General features: G+C 42.5%; 21 protein-coding genes. 3 read left to right on the forward strand and 18 right to left on the reverse strand.

The window, feature by feature from the left end:
• Positions 1 to 10 precede the first annotated feature (10 nt).
• From HMPREF2686_RS01980 to HMPREF2686_RS02055, 16 genes are all read right to left on the reverse strand, one after another.
• Positions 11 to 373: a hypothetical protein gene (locus HMPREF2686_RS01980; RefSeq protein ID WP_049507352.1), complete on the reverse strand. Its 363-nt coding sequence runs from the start codon at positions 371 to 373 to the stop codon at positions 11 to 13.
• 57 nt (positions 374 to 430) lie between these two features.
• The gene (locus tag HMPREF2686_RS01985) at positions 431 to 868 is read right to left on the reverse strand and encodes a hypothetical protein (protein WP_049507355.1); all 438 of its coding nucleotides are present in this window, start codon (positions 866 to 868) and stop codon (positions 431 to 433) included.
• Positions 869 to 991: 123 nt separating this feature from the next.
• Entirely contained in the window at positions 992 to 2,959 is a 1,968-nt protein-coding gene (locus HMPREF2686_RS01990) for a PTS fructose transporter subunit IIABC (RefSeq protein ID WP_049507357.1), read from the reverse strand.
• Positions 2,956 to 3,867: a 1-phosphofructokinase gene (pfkB, locus tag HMPREF2686_RS01995; protein ID WP_049507359.1), complete on the reverse strand. Its 912-nt coding sequence runs from the start codon at positions 3,865 to 3,867 to the stop codon at positions 2,956 to 2,958. Before pfkB ends, HMPREF2686_RS01990 begins: the two co-directional genes overlap by 4 nt.
• Positions 3,864 to 4,607, reverse strand: coding sequence for a DeoR/GlpR family DNA-binding transcription regulator (locus HMPREF2686_RS02000; RefSeq protein ID WP_049507360.1), 744 nt, complete (start codon positions 4,605 to 4,607; stop codon positions 3,864 to 3,866). The genes pfkB and HMPREF2686_RS02000 overlap by 4 nt, the downstream gene beginning before the upstream one ends.
• A gap of 229 nt (positions 4,608 to 4,836) precedes the next feature.
• Entirely contained in the window at positions 4,837 to 7,158 is a 2,322-nt protein-coding gene (locus HMPREF2686_RS02005) for a CAP domain-containing protein (protein WP_070449022.1), read from the reverse strand.
• A 138-nt stretch (positions 7,159 to 7,296) separates the two neighbouring features.
• A complete protein-coding gene (trmD, locus tag HMPREF2686_RS02010) occupies positions 7,297 to 8,013 on the reverse strand; it encodes a tRNA (guanosine(37)-N1)-methyltransferase TrmD (RefSeq protein WP_070449023.1) in 717 nt (238 codons plus the stop codon).
• Positions 8,003 to 8,521 carry a ribosome maturation factor RimM gene (gene rimM, locus HMPREF2686_RS02015; protein WP_003007471.1) on the reverse strand — a complete coding sequence of 173 codons (519 nt, stop codon included), beginning with the start codon at positions 8,519 to 8,521 and terminating at the stop codon, positions 8,003 to 8,005. Before rimM ends, trmD begins: the two co-directional genes overlap by 11 nt.
• Positions 8,522 to 8,574: 53 nt before the next feature.
• Positions 8,575 to 8,907, reverse strand: a complete 333-nt coding sequence (locus HMPREF2686_RS02020) for a MazG nucleotide pyrophosphohydrolase domain-containing protein (protein ID WP_070449025.1) — start codon at positions 8,905 to 8,907, stop codon at positions 8,575 to 8,577.
• 42 nt (positions 8,908 to 8,949) lie between these two features.
• Positions 8,950 to 9,189: an RNA-binding protein KphA gene (gene kphA / locus HMPREF2686_RS02025; protein ID WP_003001620.1), complete on the reverse strand. Its 240-nt coding sequence runs from the start codon at positions 9,187 to 9,189 to the stop codon at positions 8,950 to 8,952.
• Between the two features lie 20 nt (positions 9,190 to 9,209).
• Positions 9,210 to 9,482, reverse strand: coding sequence for a 30S ribosomal protein S16 (gene rpsP, locus HMPREF2686_RS02030; RefSeq protein WP_003007475.1), 273 nt, complete (start codon positions 9,480 to 9,482; stop codon positions 9,210 to 9,212).
• A gap of 147 nt (positions 9,483 to 9,629) precedes the next feature.
• Complete coding sequence (locus tag HMPREF2686_RS02035) at positions 9,630 to 10,295, reverse strand: pyrimidine 5'-nucleotidase PynA (protein WP_070449027.1); 666 nt, start codon at positions 10,293 to 10,295, stop codon at positions 9,630 to 9,632.
• A complete protein-coding gene (locus HMPREF2686_RS02040; RefSeq protein WP_003001664.1) occupies positions 10,295 to 10,789 on the reverse strand; it encodes a YkgJ family cysteine cluster protein in 495 nt (164 codons plus the stop codon). Before HMPREF2686_RS02040 ends, HMPREF2686_RS02035 begins: the two co-directional genes overlap by 1 nt.
• Positions 10,790 to 10,873: 84 nt before the next feature.
• Complete coding sequence (locus tag HMPREF2686_RS02045) at positions 10,874 to 11,518, reverse strand: hypothetical protein (RefSeq protein ID WP_070449029.1); 645 nt, start codon at positions 11,516 to 11,518, stop codon at positions 10,874 to 10,876.
• Between the two features lie 161 nt (positions 11,519 to 11,679).
• Positions 11,680 to 13,506: a translation elongation factor 4 gene (gene lepA / locus HMPREF2686_RS02050; RefSeq protein WP_009731117.1), complete on the reverse strand. Its 1,827-nt coding sequence runs from the start codon at positions 13,504 to 13,506 to the stop codon at positions 11,680 to 11,682.
• Positions 13,507 to 13,572: 66 nt separating this feature from the next.
• Positions 13,573 to 14,010: a GNAT family N-acetyltransferase gene (locus HMPREF2686_RS02055; protein WP_024056089.1), complete on the reverse strand. Its 438-nt coding sequence runs from the start codon at positions 14,008 to 14,010 to the stop codon at positions 13,573 to 13,575.
• A 195-nt stretch (positions 14,011 to 14,205) separates the two neighbouring features.
• Here HMPREF2686_RS02055 and HMPREF2686_RS02060 point away from each other — a divergent pair, with 195 nt between their 5' ends.
• Genes HMPREF2686_RS02060 through pepT form a run of 3 tightly spaced genes read left to right on the forward strand, consistent with a single transcriptional unit; the run spans position 14,206 to position 17,002 of the window.
• Positions 14,206 to 14,961, forward strand: a complete 756-nt coding sequence (locus tag HMPREF2686_RS02060) for a LexA family transcriptional regulator (RefSeq protein ID WP_024056088.1) — start codon at positions 14,206 to 14,208, stop codon at positions 14,959 to 14,961.
• Positions 14,958 to 15,779, forward strand: coding sequence for a Cof-type HAD-IIB family hydrolase (locus tag HMPREF2686_RS02065; protein WP_024056087.1), 822 nt, complete (start codon positions 14,958 to 14,960; stop codon positions 15,777 to 15,779). The genes HMPREF2686_RS02060 and HMPREF2686_RS02065 overlap by 4 nt, the downstream gene beginning before the upstream one ends.
• Before the next feature lie 2 nt (positions 15,780 to 15,781).
• Positions 15,782 to 17,002, forward strand: coding sequence for a peptidase T (gene pepT / locus HMPREF2686_RS02070; protein WP_049507377.1), 1,221 nt, complete (start codon positions 15,782 to 15,784; stop codon positions 17,000 to 17,002).
• 250 nt (positions 17,003 to 17,252) lie between these two features.
• Here pepT and HMPREF2686_RS02075 read toward each other — a convergent pair whose 3' ends face one another.
• Positions 17,253 to 18,992: an ATP-binding protein gene (locus HMPREF2686_RS02075; RefSeq protein WP_049507379.1), complete on the reverse strand. Its 1,740-nt coding sequence runs from the start codon at positions 18,990 to 18,992 to the stop codon at positions 17,253 to 17,255.
• Complete coding sequence (locus HMPREF2686_RS02080; protein ID WP_049507381.1) at positions 18,989 to 20,080, reverse strand: carbamoyl phosphate synthase small subunit; 1,092 nt, start codon at positions 20,078 to 20,080, stop codon at positions 18,989 to 18,991. Before HMPREF2686_RS02080 ends, HMPREF2686_RS02075 begins: the two co-directional genes overlap by 4 nt.
• Positions 20,081 to 20,144: the final 64 nt, after the last annotated feature.

Here is a 20,144-nt window from a genome sequence, read left to right on the forward strand (position 1 = left end):
AATTATTTGTCTAACTTTTTGGGGTCAGTACAATATTCTTTAATCTTTTTATATTCTGACGAATAATATAGCGTTCATTAGATGCCCCATGTACACCTAAATACTTTTCACTTAAATATGGATTGTACTTTGCAAATAACTTATCTTCTTCAGGAGTTAGGGATTTCCAATGAACCACAACACCTCGATCATCTTCTAAAAATTTATAAGAATCGATTTCCCATTTTCCAGTATAGTAATCATAATTCTCATATTTTGCACGCTCTTGCTTAGCTTTCACTTGTTGTCGGTGGTGTTGATAGGTAAAAAGTCCAAAAACAGCGACTGCGATTACTAGAACTAACGAAGCAACAATAACTAATTTCCTTTTCATCTATCTTTTTTCCATTTCTATTATAAATCTAATAAATTGCTAAAAAATTATAAAAGGCTACTCGTCAAAAAGTTTTCCTTCTACACGAAGTGGACTACCGCTACCAAAACCTTCGATTAAATCTTTCTCGCCATTTTTACCGTCTTTTAAATAGACCAAAACACTCCAACTTGAATTTTGGATATGATTAAATCCTCCATAGACCATAAGAATTTCGCCACCTCCTTGTGGCGTACCATTTCCTATCTCATCCCATTGCGTTTCATCCCAAGCAATCTGGACAGATTCAACTTTAGGACTTAACGATTTTACAAAATCTTCAATTTCTTTCGCATGCTTCTTTAAATCTTCTAACTGTTGTTCCTTGGAACTGGCTTGCTTTGCTTGATGACTATTAATTGAAAACAAGTTTGGATGTTGAGAACCGATAATGGCCATTCCTGATAAAGTAATTGCTGTAAATCCCAATATAAGAATTTTCTTCTTTTTTCTCATTGATCCTCCAAGAAAAATGCTTTCTACTATCATATCGAAATCTATAGAGATAAGCAACTTCATCACTAGTTGGTGTTTTTGCGCAATAAAAAAGGTTGGGCATTCCCAACCTTTTAGTCATGTTTAGTTTTTAGGTTTGCGAAGCAATCCGAACAAGATACCACTTACGACTGCACCGATCAATACAAACAAGATGTAAAGAAGTGGATTTGATGTAAGAGCGATAACGAAGATTCCTCCGTGAGGAGCCATGAGTTTCAAGCCTGCAAGACCAACAAGGGCACCTGTCAATGCTGAACCTGCAATGAAGCTAGGGATGGCACGAGCTGGGTCAGCTGCACCGAAAGGAATGGCACCTTCTGTGATGAAGGAAAGACCCATAACAATGTTTGTCAAACCAGAATCTCGTTCTTCTTGTGTGAATTTATCTTTAAACAATACAGTTGCTACGAATACTGCCAATGGAGGAACCATACCAGCTGCCATAACAGCTGCCATAACAATAGAACCACCTGAAGCAACAGATTCAGCAAGTGTACCTGTAGCGAAGACATAAGCGGCTTTGTTAACTGGTCCACCCATATCGACAGCCATCATACCGCCGACGAGAAGTCCAAGAAGGACAGCTGAGCTACCTGACAAGCTTGAAAGGAAGTTGTTAAGACCAGTATTGATAGCAGCCATTGGAATATTGATGAGGAACATCAAGAATCCTGTCAAACCAACACCAAGCAATGGCAAGAGAAGGATAGAGCGGATACCATCAAGTGAACGTGGAAGACCTGCAAGGGCTTTGCGAAGTAAGAGAACAACTCCACCTGCAAGGAAACCACCTACCAAAGCTCCAAGGAAACCTGATGATACGGCTGCTGGTAATTCACCTTTAGCAGCACCGTAGGCGATATTTCCAAATGCTGACCCTGAGCTAGCAATAGATCCAGCGATAAACCCTGCTACAAAACCAGGTTTTTCAGCGATTGAGAATCCAATGTAACCTGCAAGTACAGGAAGCATGAAGCCAAAGGCTACTCCACCAATTGTTTTAAATTGTGCTGCTAATACATGATAAGAACCAAGACTAGACAATTGATCTTGAGGCACACCAAGAACTTGGTCAATCAAGAAGGCAAGGGCGATCAAGATACCACCACCGATAACGAATGGAAGCATTTGAGAAACCCCACTCATCAGGTGTTTGTAGAAAGCTCCACCCAAGCTCAATTTCTCTTGGCTAGCGCTAGCTTGTGCTGCATTTTCAGCGTGGAAGACATCTGCTTTACCGTCCAAGATGGTTTGGATCAATTCTTCTGTTTGACGAATACCAGCTGCGACTGGTTTAGAGATCAATTTTTTACCATCGAAACGAGCGGTTTCAACTGCTTTATCTGCAGCAATGATGACCCCTTCAGCTTTTGCGATTTCTTCAGCTGTCAAGCGGTTGCCGACACCTGATGCACCGTTTGTTTCAACGCGGACCGTAACACCCATTTCTTCACCTTTTTTGATGAGGGCTTCTTCTGCCATGTAAGTGTGAGCGATACCTGTTGTACAAGCTGTAACGGCAACGATGAGAGGTTTGTCAGATGAAGCTGCTTCTTTGACCGCTTCTGCTTTTTTAGCTTCTTCAGCTGCAGCTTCTTGCTCTTCTGCATCAAAGGCTGCGATCACTTGATCAGGAGTGCTTGCTTGACGAAGTTTGTCCGCAAATCCTGGTTTCATCAAGTACTTAGACAATTCAGCTAGGGCTGCCAAGTGAGTGTCGTTTGCTCCTTCTGGAGCTGCGATCATGAAGAACAAGTCTGTTGGTTGTCCATCAAGCGAAGCATAGTCCACACCCTTGTTAGATTTCGCAAACAATACCGTTGCTTCTTTGACTGCTTCATTTTTGCTGTGGGGCATGGCAATTCCGTCACCCAAACCAGTTGAAGTTTGTGCTTCACGGTTCATGATTCCAGACTTGAAGGTGTCAAAATCTGTCACCACTCCATTGTCAAGGAGCGATTGGACCATCTCATTGATCACGCCCTCTTTATCTGTTGCTTGAAGATCAAACAACATTACGTTTTTATTTAAAACGTCTTGAATTTTCATAGTTTTTCTACCTCTACTTTTTCATAAGTATCTTTTATATAGTCAGCTGTCGCCAAATCATCTGAGAAGGTGGTCGCTGTTCCACAAGCCACGCCCCATTTGAAAGCTTCGATGACATCTCCTGTTGTTGCGAGCTTCCCAGTGAAGCCAGCTACCATGGAATCTCCAGCCCCAACAGAGTTCTTCACTTGACCTTTGATTGGTTTTGCGAAGTAAGTACCGTTTGGACTGACAAGGAGAGCACCATCACCCGCCATGGAAATAATGACGTTTTGTGCACCCTTGGCCAAAATCTCTTTAGCATAACGTTCAATTTCTGGCAATTCCGTCAAGGTAACGCCAAAGATATCTCCCAATTCATGGTTGTTTGGTTTGACCAATTGGGGATTGAACTCCAAGGAATCAATCAAGGTTTGCCCTTCAAAGTCGCAAACCACTTGCGCACCTGTCGCACGAGTTGCTGCGATCAATTGTTTGTAAACGCCATTCCCAAGTGAAGATGGGGCAGATCCTGCAAAGACTACCACATCATCTGTTGTTAAGCTCGATAAGATGTTGAGCAATTCTTGCAACTGCGCTTCCGTCACTTCTGGGCCATTCCCATTGATCTCTGTTTCCTCATCAGCCTTGATCTTGACATTGATCCGGGTATCTTGGTCCACTGTCACAAAGTTGGTGGAAATGGCTTCGCTAGTCAGTACGTCTTCGATGAAGCGTCCTGTGAAACCACCGATAAATCCAGTCGCTGTGTTCTCGATATCGAGACGTTTCAAGACACGACTGACATTGATCCCTTTACCACCGGCGAATTTATCTTCCGAAGCCATCCGATTGACTGCTCCGGTCTCTACATGATCGAGACGGACAATATAGTCAATTGCTGGATTCAGTGTAACTGTATAAATCAAACCTCTATAACCTCCGTTTTTTCTTTTAAAACCTTTAATCGTTGCGGTTCACATTGATTGGTGATAATCATGGCTCGCTTGATAGGTGCCACTTTGACAAAGGATGTCACCCCAATTTTCGAATCATCCGCTAGGATATAGGTCTTTTTCGCATTTTCGATAATCGCACGCTTAACAGATCCTTCTTCCAGGTCTGGAGTGCTGTAAAATTCATCATCGATTCCATTCATTCCAAGAAAGGCCTTGTCAAAGTTCAACTGACCGATCTGATTGAGCGCAATCCCTCCGATACTAGCATCTGTAGAAGATTTTACCTTCCCACCGATGATGACCGTCGGAACATTTCGCTCGACCAACTTGGTCGCATGGTGAATCGAGTTGGTCACCACGGTTACCGTTGGATTGACAATTTCTTGTACCAAAAGTTCATTGGTCGTCCCAGCATCGATAAAGATCACATCATGATCTTTGATCAATTCCGCCGCTTTTATCGCGATTTTTGACTTAACTTGAATGTTTTTGATAGATTTTTCTTTATTGCTTTCTTCCTCTTGAAGAAAATGCAGGCTTTCCGCACCGCCGTGAACCCGGCGAAGTTTACTTTCAGCTTCTAATTCATCCAAGTCACGTCGAATCGTTGATTCAGACGTCCCTAGCTCTTGTACAAGGGTTTCTAAGGAAACAAATTTTTCCTTCAGTACCTTCTCGAGGATGAATTGTTTTCGTTCAGACTTAAGCATTTCTCCTCCTTTTGCAATCGATTACAAGGACTATTATACTCCATCTCCAAAAAATGTCAACACTTTTTATCATTTTCTATCATTTTCTTTCAAAAATTCTAAAATTGTACAAAAAAATAGCAGGAAAGAACTCATTTTGTTAAGCGAGTTCTTTTCCCACCCTCATATATCTTCTTTGAAGAGTTTAAGCAATAAAGTGTCTAAGCATCCACTCTATCTTCGGTATGTCTTAATCATTTTTTGATGATTGTTTCTTTTTCTTGAAACCAAACAATCCAGCAAGTAGCCCGACGGCAACACCTGTTGTTGCTACTGCATATTTGGAAGAATCTGTACTTGCCACAGCTTGGCTGTTTTCTTTTTTGGGTTTGATCTCTTCTACTTTGGCTTCTTGTTTTGGAGCTGGAGTAGCTGTTGGTGCTTGCACTTGTGGACTATTGGTAGTTGTTGGAAGAACAGTTGGTCTATCCGAGAAAGTTGTTGGATTGCTTGAGCGGATATCCATTGGCATATCTGCTGCTTCTAAAATAGCTGGATCCATTCGTGACGCTAGATCTTCATATTGGGAATTCAACAGTTCCACGACACTTTGATAAGATTGAAGGGTTGTGAATTCTGCTTCCAATTTTTCTTTTTTATTCTCTAAATTAGCCACCGCAGCTGATAGAACAGATTGGGCTTTTACCAATAATTCTGGAGCATTTTTAAAGTCAGAAAGACGTTTTTCAGCAGCAACCAGGCGCTCTTGCGCCGCCTTCAAGCCCTCATGCGCTTCTTGAACGACTTGGGCTTTTTCTGCTTCTTCCGCTTTTAAACGATCTAATTTCTCACGCGCAGCTGCCAACAAATCTTTCGCTTTTTGAAGGGCTACTTCTTTTGGTTGGATTGCTGTTTCAATCCGACCTCGAGATACATCAAGAGTCGCTTTTGCTTTTTCAACTGCATGATCCTTGCTAACGAGAAGAATCTTGTAATTTTGGATGGTCTTTTGGACATTGGACATCTCTACTGCCACATTTGAATTAGCATGGCGGGCATCTTCTAATTTGCCTTGCAAGATAATGATTTGACACTCTTGATTGGCCTTGTCTAACTTGAGATTAGCGACTTCATCAGATTTTGCTTTCACATCTGATCTTGTCGTCGTGGCCCCAGCTCCCTGACGCAATTGATAAGCGAGTGCACTGGTTGACACTGCTGAATGGACTGGGCTGTGTAAGAAGGCTGCTTCTGACATGGCATTACTTGGGTCATAAGCGACTGATAAAGCTGTCGCTTTGTTGTCTACCATTTGGAGGTAGTGACCAACCTTAGCAAAGGCCTCAGCACCAATCTTCATATAGATATCATTGGCATCGATTTGAGTTTCGTCTGTTGGTAGACCATATTGAGCCGCTACTTCTTGATAAGCCGCTTTTTCATTGTACCAAAAGTCAACCGCACCAGCAGGTGAGAAGCCATATGCAATGTTCTCATTTGGCAAATACTTAAACATATGCCAGTTGGCTTTCTTAAAGTATTCTAACTGTACTTGGCTGGCAGGAAGGGAATAAGGATCCAGTTCCAATTCTGGCAAGCCGGCATTCCGACGATAGCTATTGATGGCATCGGCAATTTCAAGAGCTCGAAGGTTAGCTTGCAAAGAGCCAGACTCTCCAACTGTCAAGCCATCTTCTTCCCGACCACGTTTGTAGAGGGCTAAAGCGCTCGCTGCAGCTTCATTGCCATTGTCTGCTAAGTGTTGCAAATAACCTTCATAAGTCGCTTGACTCAACTGAACTGGGCTATTGGCCGCGGCTTGTTCTAAAGCTGCCAATTCTGCTTCTTTGGTTGCGATGACCGCTTTCAAATCTGTCAGACGCGTTTGAGCCAGTTGAATATCGCTCTCAATTTGAGCCACTGTATCTGAACCGGTTTGCTGACTCGCTTGCAAGGTTGCAAGGTAATTCTGAGATTCTCGGATACTTTGCTCGACTTGACTTTGCTCCAACAAGGCTTGGTTTAGCACATTCTCATCATTTGAAATCGGTGCTTTGGCTTGGTTCAATTCATTTTGTGCTACATCGACCAAAGATTCTTGAGCTGTGACTTGATTTTCCTGTTGACGAACAGCCTCTACAACTTGGTCATGGGCAGCTTCTGCTTCTCGAACCTTATTTTCTTCGATAGTCACATAGGCTTGAGCCACCTTGACGTCATTTTCTGCATTCTGAACTTGGGCATCCGATGTCGTTGCGATGAGGTTTTCCGCATCCGTCACTTCTGCTTTCTTTTCTTCCAGTTCTTGTCCAGCAGCCTTGACTTCCGTTTGAGCATCGATCACTTTTTGCTCTTGGTAGTGGACATCTTTCACCACTTGGCCTTTTTGAGCTGTAATTTGCTTCAACTCATCAACCGTAATTGGTTTTTCGACTACTTCCGTGCTGTTGGTTTCTGCATTTTCATTTTGCTTCACCTCTTCGGCACTAGCCTTGTGATTAAACATACCAGATAGGACCGTTGTTGCAGCAATCCCAGTCGTGAAAACCGATTTTCCTAATTTCTTTCCCATTAAACTCACCCCCAAAACTGAATCATTTTCTTGAAGTTTCTCTACCCCTTAGCATACCACATTTTGTTACCAATAACTAGTAGGTTTAAAAAGTTTTTTTCATAAAATTTTGGAGCAAAAGAAAAACAGCTGACGCTGTTAGTCTTCTTGTTTAATTTGTTCCAACATCTTCACTTCTTCTGCTGTCAACTCATAGTTTTCTAGCAAGTCTGGCCGACGTTCTAAGGTCTTTTTCAAACTCTGATAGAGGCGCCACTGACGGATATTTTCATGATGACCACTCATGAGAACATCGGGAACTGTCATTCCTCTGTATTCATAAGGCCGTGTGTATTGAGGGTATTCTAGAAGTCCAGATGAGAAACTATCATCCTGGTGACTGGACTCTTTGCCGATCACCTCTGGAATCAAGCGGACTGTCGCATCAATCATGGTCATGGCAGCAAGTTCCCCACCTGTCAGCACATAATCCCCCAGTGAAATCTCATCCGTTACCAAGGTCTTGATCCGCTCATCGTAGCCCTCATAGTGACCGCAGATAAAGATCAATTCATCTTCTTGAGCTAATTCTTCAGCATAAGATTGGTCAAAAGTCCGACCAGCTGGATCTAGCAAGATCACTCGCGGATTCTTTTTTTCGATGGCATCAAAGGTATCGAAGATTGGCTGAGCACGTAAGAGCATACCTTGCCCCCCACCATAGGGTTCATCGTCCACATGCCGCGCCTTCTCAGCATTTTCACGGAAATTATGGTAGTTGATCTCAAGGAGTCCCTTTTCACGCGCCTTTCCGACAATCGAATGCTCCAAAGGTGAAAACATCTCTGGAAAGAGAGTTAAAATATCAATCTTCATCGTCTAACCCTTCTAAGATGTCTACATCCACCCGATTTCCTGGGATATCAATATTGAGGACCACTGGTGGGATATAAGGGAGGAGAAGGTCACGTTTTCCTTTGCGTTTTACGACCCAGACATCATTGGCACCTGGTTGCAGGATTTCCTTGATCTGACCGATTAGTTGGTCATTCTCGTAAACATCAAGGCCGATGATCTCATGGTAATAAAACTCGCCATCCTCCAAATCTGTCAAGTCTTCTTCCGCAACCTTGAGGCTAAAGCCTTTGAATTTTTCGATGGCATTGATATGGTACATATCCTTAAACTTGATGATGTCGAAGTTCTTGTGCTTGCGATGACTGGCAATGGTCACTGTTTGGACAAAACGATCCTTCTCATCAAAAAGAGCCAACTCAGCTCCTTTTTTAAAGCGTTCATCTGCAAAGTCTGTCACAGACAAGATCCGCATTTCTCCTTGTAAGCCTTGGGTATTGACAATTTTCCCGACATTAAAGTAATTCATGATTTCTCCAGTGTAGTTTATTCACTCTATTTTATCACGTTCAAGAGATTTTCTCAAATGGACTTATCTGCTAGAAACTGCTCCAAATCCCCCTCGTGCTGGTATTTTACGGCTGCTGTTTTATCTTTTTCAAAGATAGTTTTAGTAAGGTCGATTTCATTAATGGCCGCGATAGCGACCGTGTAGTGAATGATATCAGCTAGTTCTTTAGCCAATTCCTCATTTGAATCTTGGACACCCTCTTTCCGTCCAGAACGTCCATTTAACACCTCGGCTACTTCGCCAACCTCTTCAACCAGCTTGATAAACAAACCTTCTTCCGTCCGGGTATTCTGGTAATGTTCTTGTAAATAGGCTTGTAACTGCCGAATAGTCACTTCTTTCATTCTTTCTCCTTGCAACAAAAAACGGGACCAAGTCCCGCCTTTTTATTTTTCGTCAATAACGATTCTTACTTTTTTATCTTCAGTTGGGACAGAGTAGACAATCGTTCTTATCGCAGAAATGGTGCGACCTTTTCGACCGATTACACGACCAACATCGCTAGGATCAAGGTCAAGATGGTACTCCAAAAATTCAGGAGTATCTTCGATCTTGATGGTTAAGGCATCCGGTTGTGAAATCAAGGGTTTCACAATTGCAATAATGAGATTTTCAATCGTATCCATACATCAACCTACTTAAAAAATTATTTTGAGAATTTAGAATCGTGGAATTTCTTCATCACACCAGCTTTTGAAAGGATGTTGCGAACTGTATCTGAAGGTTGAGCTCCATCAGCCAACCATGCAAGAACGCGGTCTTCTTTCAAAGTTACTTGGTTTTCTTCAACAAGTGGATTGTAAGTTCCAACTGTTTCGATGAAACGTCCATCACGTGGTGAACGTGAATCTGCTACGTTGATACGGTAGTAAGGTTTTTTCTTAGAACCCATACGAGTCAAACGAATTTTAACTGCCATTTTTATAAGTCTCTTTTCTATATTTTAATTTTCGGTGAAATAGACAAGCTATTTAGCACATGATCTATTATAACACATTTCATCAACCTGTCAAGAAAAAAACTTGACAGTGTTTAAAATTTTTTATTTAAGAAGAAAATCGGCTATTTATTGATAGGTGCTAACTTCATAAGTTGGCACTACTTGGCTGGTATTTTCCTTGTGATCTGGATTATACCAAACGGTAGCAATCCCCGCAGCATTCCCTCCTGCTATATCAGCTGTCAAAGAATCACCGATCATGAGGGTCTCTTCCTTGCTAAACCCTGGAATCAGCTGCCCTACTTTGTCAAAAAATGCAGGTTCTGGTTTCTGAGTATGAAGCTGTTCAGAGATAAAGACCTCTCTAAAATAAGGTGCGATGGTAGAATGAGCTAAGCGTCCTTCTTGAATGGCAGTCACTCCGTTCGTTGCACCATAGAGCTGGTAACCTGCTTTTTCAAGTCGAGCCAGTAAGTCCTCCGCACCGGGGAAAGACTGCCCCTGAAGACTAATGTAATCTTGGTAGCGAAGAGCCATCTCGGCTCCATCAACCGTGATCCCAAAGTGGGCAAACCCAATCGCAAACCGACTATCCACGAGTTCTTGTTTGGTGAGCTTCTTTTGTTCCAAATCCTTCCAGAGCCCTTGGTTCATAGGTTTGTAGTAATCTTTAAAGGCCTCTACATCTGGAAAATTCATGTCTTCTAACATCTGCGTCAAGGCTGTTTCTTCAGCAGATTCAAAATCCAACAAAGTATGGTCCAAATCAAAAAGTAAAAATGTATATGCCATTACAAACGATCTTTCAATTTTTCTACAAATAAATAAGCGGCTGGGCAAGTGAGTGTATTTTTGATGGTCAGATGGTTGATCTGGTAGATCTTCTTGCGATCGGTGTGAGGGAACTCCCGACAAGCTTTCGGACGAACATCATAAATCGAACAGAGATTGTCCCCACCAAGAAAGGGGCAAGGCATGGATTTAAAAACTTTGTCCCCATCTTCGTCAACTTGAAGAAATTCAGCCTCAAAGGCAGGAAGTTTCATCTTGAAATATTTGGCAATCCGTGTGATATCGGCTTCCTTAAAATCAGGCCCTAAGGTCTTGCAGCAATTAGCACAAGCGGTACAATCGATTTCTTGGAAAACTTCATCGTGGATTTCCTGAGCTATTTTATCTAAATTCTTAGGTGGCTTCTTCTTGAGATTCGCCAATACCTTGCGGTGCTCCTTTTGCTTTTGGAGAGCTAACTGATGGTATTTTTCAATATCAATTTCCTGTGTCATCCTCTATTTCCTCTTCTAAACAATAGAAGCATTATACCACAAAGACTCTAAAAAAAGATAGATCCTGAGATCTATCTCACTTGATTAATCCGTTACAGCGCCTGTTCCATCTAGGCTCCAAGTATTTTCAATGTATGGGATAAAGGTTTTCAAGGTTTCTGCATCCCCTTCAAAAGAAATGGTATAAACTTTTTCACCCTTCTGGAAGATCCAAGTAATCAGGTATTGACCAGATTTCATGACAATTTGAAGCTGGTAGGCATCCAGACCTGAGACTTTAGTCCGCGCTCCCGTCATCTTCCCAACATCCTGGTTATCTTGCCACATTACGGCCAGTTTCTTAGCTAGAAATTCAGCATTAAACTCGATATCTGCAGGAACTTTTGCCTTTTCTTTAGTATAGCTGTTCAAGGTGACGATATTATAGCCACTCCCATCCGTATACTGGACAGCTTCTGTCCCATCGATATCCGTGAACTTGAACCATTTACTTGGAATATCGATGTATCCATAATCTGCATTTCCAATCCGCTTGGTTTCTTGACTGGGAGTGGTTTTCTTTGTAGAAGCAGTATCCTTTGACGAAGAGCTGCTTGTTTGCTTTTCGACTTTGCTGCTACTTTCTTTTGTAGAAGAAGCTGCTGTGTCCTTTTGAGTGGTGTGACTACAAGCCATTAGTGTGCTGGTAGAAAGAATCGTCAGTGATGCGGTCAATAATTTGTGTTTCATGCTCAACCTCCTTGAGAACGTTTTCTACTTCTAGTCTACCATGAATGAGGGTATTTTAAAATAGGAAAAGTGTCACATCTGATCCAAGCCCACTAATCCCGTTCATTTCTTTTTAATATCAAACAGAAAACAAAAGTGCCCTCTAGGGGGCACTTTATTTCTTATTCTTCATCCATTGACAATACGGATAAGAAGGCTTCCTGTGGCACTTCTACCGAACCGATGGCTTTCATCCGTTTCTTACCGGCTTTTTGTTTTTCAAGAAGCTTGCGTTTCCGTGAGACGTCCCCTCCATAACACTTGGCCAAGACGTTCTTCCGAAGGGCCTTGATATCTGTACGGGCCACGATCTTATGACCGATGGCTGCTTGGATAGGCACTTCAAACTGTTGACGAGGGATGATCTTCTTAAGCTTCTCAACGATCAACTTACCACGTTCATAAGCAAAGTCCTTGTGAACGATAAAGCTGAGGGCGTCGACAGTATCGCCATTGAGGAGGATATCCATTTTGACCAATTTAGAAGGACGGTATTCAGACAACTCATAGTCAAAGCTCGCATAGCCACGAGTAGAGGATTTCAATTTATCAAAGAAATCAAAGACAATTTCCGCCAGTGGGATTTGATAGATGACATTTACCCGATTTTCATCGATGTAATCCATGGTCACAAAATCCCCGCGTTTCCGTTGGGCTAATTCCATAACCGCCCCGACAAACTCTTGTGGCACCATGATTTGGGCTTTAACATACGGTTCTTCGATCGAAGCGATCTTGGTTGGATCTGGGAACTCAGAAGGGTTTGAGACATCCAGTGCTTCTCCATCTGTCAAATTAACCTTGTAGATAACAGACGGTGCCGTCATAATCAAGTCAATATTGAACTCACGCTCCAAACGCTCCTGGATAACGTCCATATGAAGGAGCCCCAAGAAACCACAACGGAAACCAAAACCAAGGGCCTGAGAAGTTTCCGGTTCAAATTGAAGACTGGCGTCATTCAATTGCAATTTTTCCAAAGCTTCCCGAAGATCATTGTATTTGTTAGATTCGATTGGATAAAGACCAGCAAAAACCATTGGGTTCATTTGCTTGTATCCATGAAGGGGCTCACTTGCTGGATTGGTCGCTAGGGTCACCGTATCCCCGACACGGGTATCCGCAACGGTCTTGATAGAGGCCGCAATATAGCCAACGTCTCCAGTTGCAAGGAAATCACGTCCAACTGCTTTAGGAGTAAAGATCCCAACTTCTGTGACATCAAAGGTCTTGCCATTGCTCATGAGCTGGATCTTATCGCCTGGTTTAACCATTCCATTGACCACTCGGACCTGAAGGATTACCCCACGATAGGCATCATATACAGAGTCAAAAATCAAGGCTTGAAGAGGGGCTTCAACATCACCCGTCGGTGCTGGAACTTTCTCAACGATCTGCTCCAAAATCTCTTCAATCCCAATACCAGCTTTGGCAGAGGCTAGGACAGCTTCACTAGCATCCAACCCGATGACATCTTCTACTTCTGTGCGCACACGTTCTGGATCTGCAGCTGGCAAGTCAATCTTATTAATGACTGGCAGGATTTCCAAATCATTGTCCAGCGCTAGGTAAACGTTGGCTAGAGTCTGGGCTTCAATCCCTTGAGCGGCATCCACTACGAGAATGGCACCTTCACAGGCAGCAAGCGACCGCGAAACCTCATAGGTAAAGTCCACGTGTCCTGGTGTGTCAATCAAGTGGAAGATATAGGTTTCCCCATCTTTAGCCGTGTAGTTCAACTCGATGGCATTCAGCTTGATGGTAATCCCACGTTCCCGTTCCAGGTCCATGCTATCTAGGAGTTGGGCTTGCATCTCCCGACTAGACACGGTTTCGGTTTTTTCTAAAATTCGATCGGCCAAGGTTGACTTTCCGTGGTCAATATGGGCGATGATCGAGAAGTTCCGAATCTTCTCTTGTCGTTTTTTTAATTCTTCAAAATTTGGCATAATCATCTTCCTAGTAAATTTAATCGTACTCCTCATTATAACAAAAAAGATAGGCCTTTGCCTATCTTAATTCATTATTTTCAAAAATCGCTTCTGCGTTTTATTTCCCTCATAGCCTATGTGTTCGTAAAAGATATGGGCTTCTTTTCGATGAGATCCAGAATTTAAACGGATAAAAGCATAATGCTTGCTTTTGGCAAGATCTTCTACTCGCTCCATCAATTGGCGACCGATCCCACGTCCTTGTGCAGTTGGAAAAACCGCAAGTCCCAAAACATTTAGACCAGAGTCACTATAGAGGCTTTCATAAACTTCCGCTTCCACATAACCAAGAATATTTCCTGTTTGGTCCTCTTCATAAACAAAGCAAAAATGATCCGAATCTGGCAGATTGAATTTTTCAATCTGAGCTGCCACTTTCTCAAGGGTCGAATTATACCCCAATGCTTGGTGACATAAATCTCTAATTTGAACTGCATCTTTGACTTGAACAGTACGAATCATATCTCCACCTCCATGAACTCTTTGGTTTTATCTTAGATCTTTTTCCTCAAAAAGTAAAGGAATATCTGATAAAATTTAAAATGAAAATCCGATTTAGATCAAATTCATCTTTTTTCGCATTTCTCAGGGATTTCTATTTACTTTTTCGATTTAATTCATTATAATAGTAAGGGTAAATACAAGGAGGTGAGTACGTTGGCTAGAGGTCGTGGAAAAGCAAGCCCTCAAGACAAAGAGGCATTACGGATTATATCGGAAAAAATCAGAGAATTACTGAAAGAACAAGGAAAAAAACAGATCGAATTATCTCGTATTACTGGAATCCCTGCAAGTACCCTGACTGGATATGTAAAAGGAACTTCTCTTCCCGTTCCTGAAAATTTAGAGAAGATTGCAGCCTTTTTCCAGGTAGCAGTTGCTGAAATTGACCCTCGTTTGCGCAATGATTTTGTGGTCATTGATTCAGAGATCGAACGATTGTATAAAAAGCTCGATGAAGGAAATCAAGAAAATCTTCTTTCTTATGGAAAGAGTCTCTTGACCCATCAGAAAGAAAGACAGAAAATTGAAAAGCAATACCACTCTTATTCTGTCTATGATTCTTTTGCAGCTTACCAAAATCAGAAACAAGCTGATATCGTCTGGTTTGATCAAAAGATTCCTTACGATTTGGCTTTTTGGATTCATACGGATTCCCTCGAGCCTAAATACGTAAAAGGGGCCGTTGTGTTAATCAAGCAAACCTATTATGATCAGGCAGGGGCTATTTATGCCATTGATTTTGATGGGCAAACGTTGATCAAACGAGTATTTCGTGAGGCCAACGGTATTCGACTGGTTTCCCTCAATAAGAAATATAGTGATCAAATCATTCCACTAGATGAGGAACCTGGGGTGATTGGAAAAGTGATTGATGGCTTTGTTCCTCTTGATTTGGAGGAAATCAAATGATTAAATTAATTGCGATTGACTTGGACGGAACTCTTTTGCATGAGGATAAGACTCTATCTAAAGGCAATATTGAAGCTCTTCACCGAGCCCATGAAGCCGGCTATGACATTGTGATCTGTACGGGGCGCCCCTTAGCAGGGGTACGGCCCATCTTTGAAGAGATTGGACTCCCTGATGGCAACTACTATATGATTATCAATAACGGGTGTACAACCTTGTCGACTCAGAATTGGGAAATCATTGGCAAGGAAGAATTGAGCCTTGAGGACATGCACCGGTTGCAAGTTTTGACGGAAGATACAGACGTCCAGCTAACCTTATTTGACATGGATCACTACCTAGTGGTCGCACCTGAAGCCAGTGAACTTGTCACGATGGATGCGGGTATTGTTAATAGTAAACCGACACTTGTCTCAGAAGAGGATCTACCCAACCTTGTTCCTATTTTTCAAGCCATGTACGTGGGAGATCCTTCTGCTATTGATGACTTCCAAGCTCAGAATGAGGCTGCATTAGAGGCCGATTTTAACACTGTACGTTCACAGGATATCTTATTTGAAATCCTTCCAAAAGGAGCGAGCAAGGCTTCTGCTCTTCAAGCATTAAGTCAAACATTAGGCTACAGGAGAGACCAGGTCATGGCTCTTGGAGATGCCAATAATGACCTTGAAATGCTACGTTTTGCTGGTTACAGCGTCGCTATGGGAAATGGCAATGCTGCTGTCAAGGAAATCGCAGACTTCATCACCCTGACCAATGATGAGGATGGCGTGGCCCATGCTATTCACAAATTAATTGAAACTGAAAAAGGAGAATGATCATGAAATACCAAAATTTGTTGGACCGTTTTATTACCTATGTAAAGGTTAACACACGTTCAGACGAAAATTCTACAACCACTCCAAGTACCCAATCACAAGTTGATTTTGCAACAAACGTCTTGATCCCTGAAATGAAACGCGTGGGCCTTCAAAACGTCTACTATTTACCAAACGGCTATGCTATTGGGACACTTCCAGCCAATGATCCAAGCTTTACACGCAAGATTGGATTTATTTCTCACATGGATACCGCTGACTTCAATGCCGAAAATGTCAATCCTCAAATCGTTGAGAATTATGATGGGGGTGTCATTGCCCTTGGTGACTCTGGTTTCACACTCGATCCAGCTGATTTTGCTCATTTGAATAACTACAAGGGACAAACCTTGATCACGACGGATGGTACTACTCTTCTTGGTGCAGACGATAAATCTGGTATCGCTGAAATCATGACAGCTATTGAATACCTGACAGCTCATCCTGAAATCAAACACGGAGAAATCCGTGTCGGTTTTGGTCCAGATGAAGAAATCGGAGTCGGCGCAGATCAATTTGATGCAGAGGATTTTGATGTAGATTTTGCCTATACTGTAGATGGTGGTCCTCTTGGAGAGCTTCAATACGAAACCTTCTCAGCAGCTGGGGCTGAAATTACCTTCAAAGGACGCAATGTCCACCCAGGTACAGCTAAAGATCAAATGATCAACGCTCTTCAATTGGCCATTGATTTCCATAACAAACTCCCTGAAGGAGCACGTCCAGAATTAACCGAAGGCTATGAAGGCTTCTACCACTTGATGAACATCGATGGAACTGTCGAAGAAGCAAGTGCCAGCTACATAATTCGGGACTTTGAAACCGAAAGCTTTGAGAAACGCAAAGACCTTATGAAATCAATTGCCGATCAAATGAATGCGGAACTCGGTAGTGAACGCATTCTCCTCACCCTCAAAGATCAGTACTATAACATGAAGCAAGTGATTGAACAAGATATGACACCAATCACCCTTGCTAAGGAAGTCATGGAAGATCTTGGCATCACTCCAATCATTGAACCGATCCGTGGTGGTACAGATGGCTCTAAAATTTCCTTTATGGGGATTCCAACACCAAACATCTTTGCCGGTGGCGAAAACATGCATGGTCGCTTTGAATACGTCAGCCTCCAAACCATGGAACGCGCAGTTGATACCATTATCGGTATTGTGACCAAAAAATAAGAAACAAAAAAGGATTCGGATTATACATCCAAATCCTTTAAATATCATTGAGAATGTACCGAAACTTTCCGCTGTGAGAAAAGTGCTAGAAACACACTTGTTTCTAGCACTCGGGAGTTTTGAGACCTCAGGCTCAAAACTAAGTCATGGAACTTCAAAGAAGTTCGCTGACGTCCGTACTCACCTAAGGAAAGTTTTAAAATATAATTTTATTTTCAATCTAAGGATTCGGATAGTTTGTCCGGATCCTTTATTGTCTATTAGAAAGCTTGACAATATCTTTGACCTGATCAATGGTCTGAATCAGGCGAAGGCTTGTCTCATTGATCGAAAGATAATAGACTTTATCTGCCAATGATTCTGTAAAAGGACGATTCGTGAGTAAGATCACCTGTTGTCCTTTTTCTTTCAGCTCTTTCACCTGCTTTCTCACCTTTTGGTAAAAACGCTCATCGCAGATTTCTAGATCATCCACCAAGACACAAGCAGCGTCCAAACCCAATGATTCATTGGTTCCGTTTTGGGTCAGATAATAGGATGCGCCCGCTTTGACCTCATATAAGCCAGCTGATGGCTCAACCGGAAGGAAGGCTGGACCGGTTGCAACTTCTGCTGCTTTTTCCATTGCTACGAGGTTGGCCAGAACCTGCAAATAAACAGGTGCTAATTTACTCAAATCCAAGAGTTCCTCAAACTCAAAACCACGTTTCAAGGCTTCTAAGATATAGAAGAGCCGATGGGGCATATGACGAGCTATTTTTTGGATTAACTCATCATCGCTCATTTCCTCAGGAAGGATGGTCAGCAAGTTCTTATCTTTAATGGTTTCTAAGGCCTGTTGGTAAGCTTCATCGATCCTCTTTCCAAATCCATAAACTGCCCCATAAGAGTGAATTTGGGTATTGAGACGGGCATTCTGTGCAGCATCCGAAAAAATCGGGATCTTAAAGAAAATATAGTCTAGACTAGGTTCATAGACTGCCTTTACCTTCTGTAATAATGGATGGGGCAAATGCTCGAGAGAGCGCCCCAATTGCAGCTGCACGCCTTGCTCAAACAAGGAATAGCCCAAGCCCATAGAGGCCATCGAGATACTATCTGAAGCAAATGGATTAACCTCTAGGATATAAAAAGCATAGCTCGTCGGATCTAAAGCAAACTTGATCGAAATGGCTCCTGTCAGCTTCAGATAGCGACTGATATGAATCGCCGCTTCACGAAGATTTTGAAACTCCCGGTCAGTCAGAGTGACCGCTGGCATGAATTGGTAAGAGTCACTGGAGTGGATCCCAACAGGATCAATGCTTTCAATAGAGGCTGCCAGGTAGTGATTGTCTTCACGATCCCGCATGACTACAAAATCCAGTTCCTTAAAGCCATAGGTCGAAAACTCCAGCAAACACTGCTGACTTGGAGAAACCGAAAGTCCCATTTCTACAGCTTCGCACAAATCATCAAGGTTATGAGCAATCTTTCGCCCTTGCCCTTGCTTACTTGCTACCGGCCAGATCATAATAGGAAATTGAATGCCTTCAGAAAACTCGATAGCTTCTCGAACTGAGCTTACCAGTGCCGAAGCCGGTACCTGATAGCCCAGCTCTTGAAAGAGACGTCGTTGATCTGCCTGCTGATAAAAGGTCCGGTAGCGTTGGAGACTCGGCCCGACAATCATGATCGATGCATCTTTGAAAAATCCAGTTTCTTCCAAACGAAACAAGAGATTCAAAATCTGTTTATCCGCAAAAGCTAGGAGCAAGCGAGATCCAGTATAAGAAAGAAGAGTCGTCCTAAGAGCATCCAGCTTGAGCTTACTAACTACAACTATATCTGCAGCTTCTTGGGTGATAGCATTTTCTTCGCCCAAGTAAAGGACAAGAGCATTCCCACCCTTGGCATTGAGTTTTTGGGCTTCATTTACCGCAGCCAAAAGGCTAATATCTTGATAAGAATCTCCACACAGGAGAAGCAATTTCTGGTTTTGTTTCATCATTCCTTCTCCCTTCTACTTTCGTGAATTTTGGCATCAATCAACTCTAAAAATTCATCGTAAAAATAGAGATTTTCTCTTGGACCTGGACTAGCATCTACTTGGAATTGAACCCCTAAAATTGGTTGGTAACGATGACGAAAAGCTTCAATACTATGGTCATTGACATTTTCATGTGTGACCAATAAATCGTGGGGTAGGCTATCGCGTGCGATACTATACAAGTGATTTTGACTGGTTATCTCAATTTTTCCTGTCGCAATTTCACGCACAGGTATGTTCAAGCCGAAATGTCCAACTTCCATGGGAGCTAGCTCCGCTCCATAAGCTTGAGCTAGTACCTGTGCTCCCAAGCCCATGCCCCAGATCGGAATTTGACCATTGAGCTTTTGTATCAAGCGACAGAGTTTTTTCACCTGATGGGGATCGCCTGGCCCACTGGATAAAATAACCCCATCTGGTTGCTGCTCCATCAGTTCATCATAAGAGATATCATAGGGATAGACTGTCACATTACAGTCCCTTTGACTCAGCTGACGTAAAACAGAGTGCTTGACCCCTAGATCAATCAAGGCAATACTCTTTCCAAAACCAGGGACAGCATAGGCCGTTTTTGTTGAGACTTGACGTACTTGATCTTTTGGAAGGACTGTCGCTCGCAACTGATCCAAGATATGCTCGATCGAATCCCCCTTGTTAATAACAGTTGCCTTCATCCGTCCATACCTGCGGACAATTTTTGCCACCTGCCGCGTATCAATCCCTACAATACCAGGGATTTTTTTTCGCTTCAAGAATTCATCCAAGGTCATCTGCTGCCGCCAATTGCTTGGCATCTCCACCAGATGCTGAACCACTACTGCTAAACAAGTGGGTGTAATGGATTCAGAATCATCCCGATTGATCCCTGCTGCGCCAATAACCGGGAAGGTAAAGGAGAGAATCTGGCCACTAAAAGCCTGATCCGTGAGCAATTCTTGATAACCTGTCATGGCTGTGGTAAAGACCAACTCACCAGTCACATATAGGTCTGCACCAAAGGCTTCTCCTTCAAATACAGTCCCATCCTCTAAGACCAATAATCGTTTCATCGAACCCCTCCCTTCTTTTACTCTAGTCCAATTTTATCACAGTTCCTCAAAAAAAGGAAAGTCA

Origin of the sequence: Streptococcus sp. HMSC057G03 (assembly GCF_001808745.1) — a bacterium.
Lineage (GTDB): Bacteria > Bacillota > Bacilli > Lactobacillales > Streptococcaceae > Streptococcus > Streptococcus parasanguinis_Z.

What these genes read in the sequence shown, in the direction of transcription:
- HMPREF2686_RS02075 (WP_049507379.1), bottom strand. Translation starts at nt 18,992, where the DNA reads ATGATGAAACAAAACCAGAAATTGCTTCTCCTGTGTGGAGATTCTTAT.
- rimM (WP_003007471.1), bottom strand. Translation starts at nt 8,521, where the DNA reads ATGAATTACTTTAATGTCGGGAAAATTGTCAATACCCAAGGCTTACAA.
- HMPREF2686_RS01980 (WP_049507352.1), bottom strand. Translation starts at nt 373, where the DNA reads ATGAAAAGGAAATTAGTTATTGTTGCTTCGTTAGTTCTAGTAATCGCA.
- HMPREF2686_RS02080 (WP_049507381.1), bottom strand. Translation starts at nt 20,080, where the DNA reads ATGAAACGATTATTGGTCTTAGAGGATGGGACTGTATTTGAAGGAGAA.
- HMPREF2686_RS02040 (WP_003001664.1), bottom strand. Translation starts at nt 10,789, where the DNA reads ATGACACAGGAAATTGATATTGAAAAATACCATCAGTTAGCTCTCCAA.
- HMPREF2686_RS02035 (WP_070449027.1), bottom strand. Translation starts at nt 10,295, where the DNA reads ATGGCATATACATTTTTACTTTTTGATTTGGACCATACTTTGTTGGAT.
- HMPREF2686_RS01990 (WP_049507357.1), bottom strand. Translation starts at nt 2,959, where the DNA reads ATGAAAATTCAAGACGTTTTAAATAAAAACGTAATGTTGTTTGATCTT.
- trmD (WP_070449023.1), bottom strand. Translation starts at nt 8,013, where the DNA reads ATGAAGATTGATATTTTAACTCTCTTTCCAGAGATGTTTTCACCTTTG.
- lepA (WP_009731117.1), bottom strand. Translation starts at nt 13,506, where the DNA reads ATGCCAAATTTTGAAGAATTAAAAAAACGACAAGAGAAGATTCGGAAC.
- kphA (WP_003001620.1), bottom strand. Translation starts at nt 9,189, where the DNA reads ATGGATACGATTGAAAATCTCATTATTGCAATTGTGAAACCCTTGATT.
- HMPREF2686_RS02020 (WP_070449025.1), bottom strand. Translation starts at nt 8,907, where the DNA reads ATGAAAGAAGTGACTATTCGGCAGTTACAAGCCTATTTACAAGAACAT.
- rpsP (WP_003007475.1), bottom strand. Translation starts at nt 9,482, where the DNA reads ATGGCAGTTAAAATTCGTTTGACTCGTATGGGTTCTAAGAAAAAACCT.
- HMPREF2686_RS01985 (WP_049507355.1), bottom strand. Translation starts at nt 868, where the DNA reads ATGAGAAAAAAGAAGAAAATTCTTATATTGGGATTTACAGCAATTACT.
- HMPREF2686_RS02045 (WP_070449029.1), bottom strand. Translation starts at nt 11,518, where the DNA reads ATGAAACACAAATTATTGACCGCATCACTGACGATTCTTTCTACCAGC.
- pepT (WP_049507377.1), top strand. Translation starts at nt 15,782, where the DNA reads ATGAAATACCAAAATTTGTTGGACCGTTTTATTACCTATGTAAAGGTT.
- HMPREF2686_RS02055 (WP_024056089.1), bottom strand. Translation starts at nt 14,010, where the DNA reads ATGATTCGTACTGTTCAAGTCAAAGATGCAGTTCAAATTAGAGATTTA.
- HMPREF2686_RS02065 (WP_024056087.1), top strand. Translation starts at nt 14,958, where the DNA reads ATGATTAAATTAATTGCGATTGACTTGGACGGAACTCTTTTGCATGAG.
- HMPREF2686_RS02005 (WP_070449022.1), bottom strand. Translation starts at nt 7,158, where the DNA reads ATGGGAAAGAAATTAGGAAAATCGGTTTTCACGACTGGGATTGCTGCA.
- HMPREF2686_RS02000 (WP_049507360.1), bottom strand. Translation starts at nt 4,607, where the DNA reads ATGCTTAAGTCTGAACGAAAACAATTCATCCTCGAGAAGGTACTGAAG.